The sequence below is a fragment of the Rufibacter ruber genome, assembly GCF_001647275.1.
Taxonomy (GTDB): domain Bacteria; phylum Bacteroidota; class Bacteroidia; order Cytophagales; family Hymenobacteraceae; genus Nibribacter; species Nibribacter ruber_C.
The window spans coordinates 1-3,521 of record NZ_LRMM01000138.1 but is presented as its reverse complement, the minus strand read 5'-3'; the positions used below and the strand labels follow the sequence as shown (position 1 = coordinate 3,521).

2 protein-coding genes are annotated in these 3,521 nt (G+C 49.4%); both read left to right on the top strand.

All coding sequences use genetic code 11. The features are described 5' to 3' along the window. Positions 1 to 329 precede the first annotated feature (329 nt). Positions 330 to 1,421, top strand: coding sequence for a PA0069 family radical SAM protein (locus A8O25_RS22110; protein ID WP_241499127.1), 1,092 nt, complete (start codon positions 330 to 332; stop codon positions 1,419 to 1,421). A 751-nt stretch (positions 1,422 to 2,172) separates the two neighbouring features. After that, complete coding sequence (locus A8O25_RS22105; RefSeq protein WP_066839804.1) at positions 2,173 to 3,342, top strand: endonuclease/exonuclease/phosphatase family protein; 1,170 nt, start codon at positions 2,173 to 2,175, stop codon at positions 3,340 to 3,342. The last annotated feature ends 179 nt before the right edge of the window (positions 3,343 to 3,521 follow it).

The following is a 3,521-nucleotide window of genomic DNA, read 5'->3' as shown; positions in this document are numbered from 1 at the left end:
GTTTTTCAGAAAACAGCCCGAAAACAGAAACCACTGGTATATGAAAAAACTTATCCGGTAGCCTTTGCCTGGCAGTTACAAAAACTCTAAACAGCTTCAACGTTTAAAGTGGTGTGCCTTCACGTGCAGTTCTTCCCAGGCTTTCATTACAGATTCCCCTATCCCTTGTTCCTCTAAAATCTTTGCAGCAGAAGAATATACAGCGGTTCCCAACCGGCTTACTGCTTAAAGGGAAGAAGAGAAGGCGAGTTTAATCTCTAGGTTTTGCTAAAAATATTGGAATATAGTTGAAGAATACATAAATACTAAATACATTAGTATTCATGTTGATGGCTACTACCATGGGTTCAGATTCTTTCAAAGAGAACAAAGAGTATATTAAAGGGAGAGGGGCCCAGTATAATCCTTCCAGCCCGTACTTGAAAAATGAGTACGTAGTAGAACATCTGGAAGGGGTGGATGAGGCATGGGAGCATAAGCCGGCTACTCAGTTTTTCATAGAAAACCCTAAGAAAATTGTGAATGAGGTAGACTCCCCTGATCTGGGTCTGGTCTATTCCATGAATCCCTACCAGGGCTGCGAGCATGGCTGTATTTACTGTTATGCCAGAAACAGCCATACCTACTGGGGGCTAGGGGCCGGGGTTGATTTTGAGCAGAAAATCATCATTAAAGAAAATGCCCCACAGGTGCTGCAGGCCCAGCTGGAAAAACCAAACTGGGTGGTGCGGCCTATCATGCTGGCGGGCAATACTGACTGTTACCAACCCATTGAGGCAAAGAAGAAACTCACCCGCCAACTGCTGGAAGTGCTCCTGCGGTACCGGCATCCGGTAAGTTTGATTACCAAGAATACGTTGATTCTCAGGGATCTTGACCTGTTGCAGGAACTAAGCCGCCACCGGCTGGTGCACGTGAGTGTTTCTGTCACCACCCTGCAGGAGTCTCTTCGGCAGAAGATGGAGCCCCGTACTGCTACCGGTCAGAAACGGCTGGGGGTGGTCCGGACCCTCTCTGAAGCCGGGGTGCCGGTAAATGTCATGGTGGCACCTATCATTCCGGGGTTAAATGACCATGAAGTACCCGCCATCCTGGAGGCGGCGGCCCATGCGGGGGCTTTGTCTGCAGCGTATACGGTGGTGCGTCTGAACGGTGCCATTGGGGAGATTTTTGATGATTGGGTGACCAAGGCCTACCCTGAGCGGGCTTCAAAGGTGCTGAACCAAATTAAATCCTGCCACGGCGGCACTCTGAATGACAGCCAATTTGGGAGACGCATGGTAGGGGAGGGCAAATGGGCAGAGACCATCAGATCGCTGTTCAAAATCTCTTACCAGAAGCATTTCAAAGACAGACAAATGCCTGCTTATGACCTTTCCCTTTTTACCCCCAAATCCGGAAAACAACTTACTTTCTTTTAGCAGATCTAATACAGCAGTTGGCACGCTGGTCTCCCAGCCGAAAAGTAGGCATGTATGTTCTGCCCAAGACCTTATTCCCACCAAACCGGCGCAAAGGTGAGTATGAGGGAAAGACTGTTTTTTTTGAGGCCTTTTGCAGCAGTAAGATCAAAGGTAATTCCACTCGCTAACGCTGTACACTGCTAAAGCAACACAACACCTGTTGGCCGTTTCTTTTATCCGGTGAAATGGGGGGCTTGTCTGGAGCACTTATTTATAAGAGAGGGGAGGATGGCTAAGGAAAAAAATGAACGGCCAGGTTGTATGGACCAAAGGTTCTCTGTTTGAGTTTGAATGATGTTTTTCTTCTTTCTGGTGCAAGCGCTCCCTGGGGTGTTTCAGAGGAAGGGCAGGTTCTGTTTTTAGGCTGTTTTTTTAAAATCAGCCCCAAAACAGAGGTGCCACTTGAGGCGTGGCCGAAAATAGGGTCTCAGGCTACACAGGGAGATGAGCGTTTCTACACATGCCGCCAATGCTAGAAGTGATTTAACAATCAGAAAAGCCAAGGGGCACGCCGCAGAACCTCTAACAAGAGTTTGGCTTTGATTGGGCTTCCTGGTAGAGGGGGATGATAGCTAAACGTGTTTTCTTCGTCCCGTTTCCCTGTCAGCTGAATCCAGATGATGGTATAAAAAGGTTGTATTTCGCAGGGTGTGCACTTCTTTCTCCCTCATACTTTTCTAAACAAATAACTGCTTTGTATCTTTAATGCGTGGGGATTCTCAACAAGTCAATTGCTGTGCCAGGGAAGAAGGTAAAACGGAGTTTTCTGTTTAAGGTCATTGTGCTGCTCACCATGGGGGCCGCCGTACTCCTCCTTATTTCGCACGCGGCATCTTTCATAAACCCGGCAGTCTTTTGGCCCGCCAGTCTCATTGCGTTGGCGTACCCTATTTTGTTGCTGGTGAACCTGCTGTTTGTATTGTACTGGTTGCTGGTGAAAAGCCGGGCGCTCTTTATCTCGCTGCTGGCGGTGCTGGTAAGCTTTGACAATCTGCAGACCCAAATCCAGCTCAACCTGTTCCAGACAGAGGTGCCGGCCAAGTCAGAAAAAGTACGGGTTCTCAGCTTCAACGCCCGCCTCTTTGACCTGTATGAATGGACGGGCAACCCCAAGACCCGTGACAAAATCTTCAAGGTGCTGCAAGAGGAGCTGCCAGACATCATCTGCTTTCAGGAATTCTATACTTCTTCAAAGCCTAACCGGAACAACCTTGACACCCTGGTACAGTTGCAGAGAGCCAACAACCATCATGTAGCCTATACCGAGACGCTACGCGGAACAGACCACTGGGGCATTGCCACCTTCAGCAAATACCCTATTCTGAAGAAGGGGAACATTCTTTTCAATGAAGAAACGAACAACCTCTGCATCTACTCAGATCTGAAGATTGGGCAAGATACGGTGCGGGTCTACAATGTGCACTTTCAGTCAAACCGGTTTAAGCGCGAAGACTATGAGTTTCTGGGCAACCCCAATGCCCAACCTACCCGTGACGATAAAATTGCCGCCTCCCGCAACATCATTCGGCGGCTGCAGGTAGGGGCGGTAAAGCGGGCGCGGCAGGTAGAGGTGGTAGCCAGGCACATCCAGGGTTCCCCTTACCCGGTGATTGTCTGCGGCGATTTCAATGACCCCCCGGCTTCCTTTACCTATAATAAAATCAGCAAAGGGCTGGAAGACGCATTTGTGGAAAGCGGCTGGGGCCTGGGCAATACCTTCAACGGGCTGTTCTCCATCCTCCGGATAGACTACCTGCTCCATGACCCCCGGCTGGTAGGCACAGGCTACCGCGCCATCCGCCAGAACCTGTCTGACCACTACCCCATTGTTACGGACCTCTGGCTCAAACAAAGGTCTGCCCCCGCTGAAATAGATTAAGCCCATCCCGTACCTGGCTGGTCAAGGTGTAGGGTGCTGCACGGGTGGGAGCTTCCTCTGTTTTCGGGCTGTTTTCGGAAAAATACGGGTTTAAACTATTTGGGTACTACCGTATTATAGTGGGTCTGGTGATTTTAATGCTGTTGGCCTTTGGGGTAGACATTCAGGTAGTATAATGC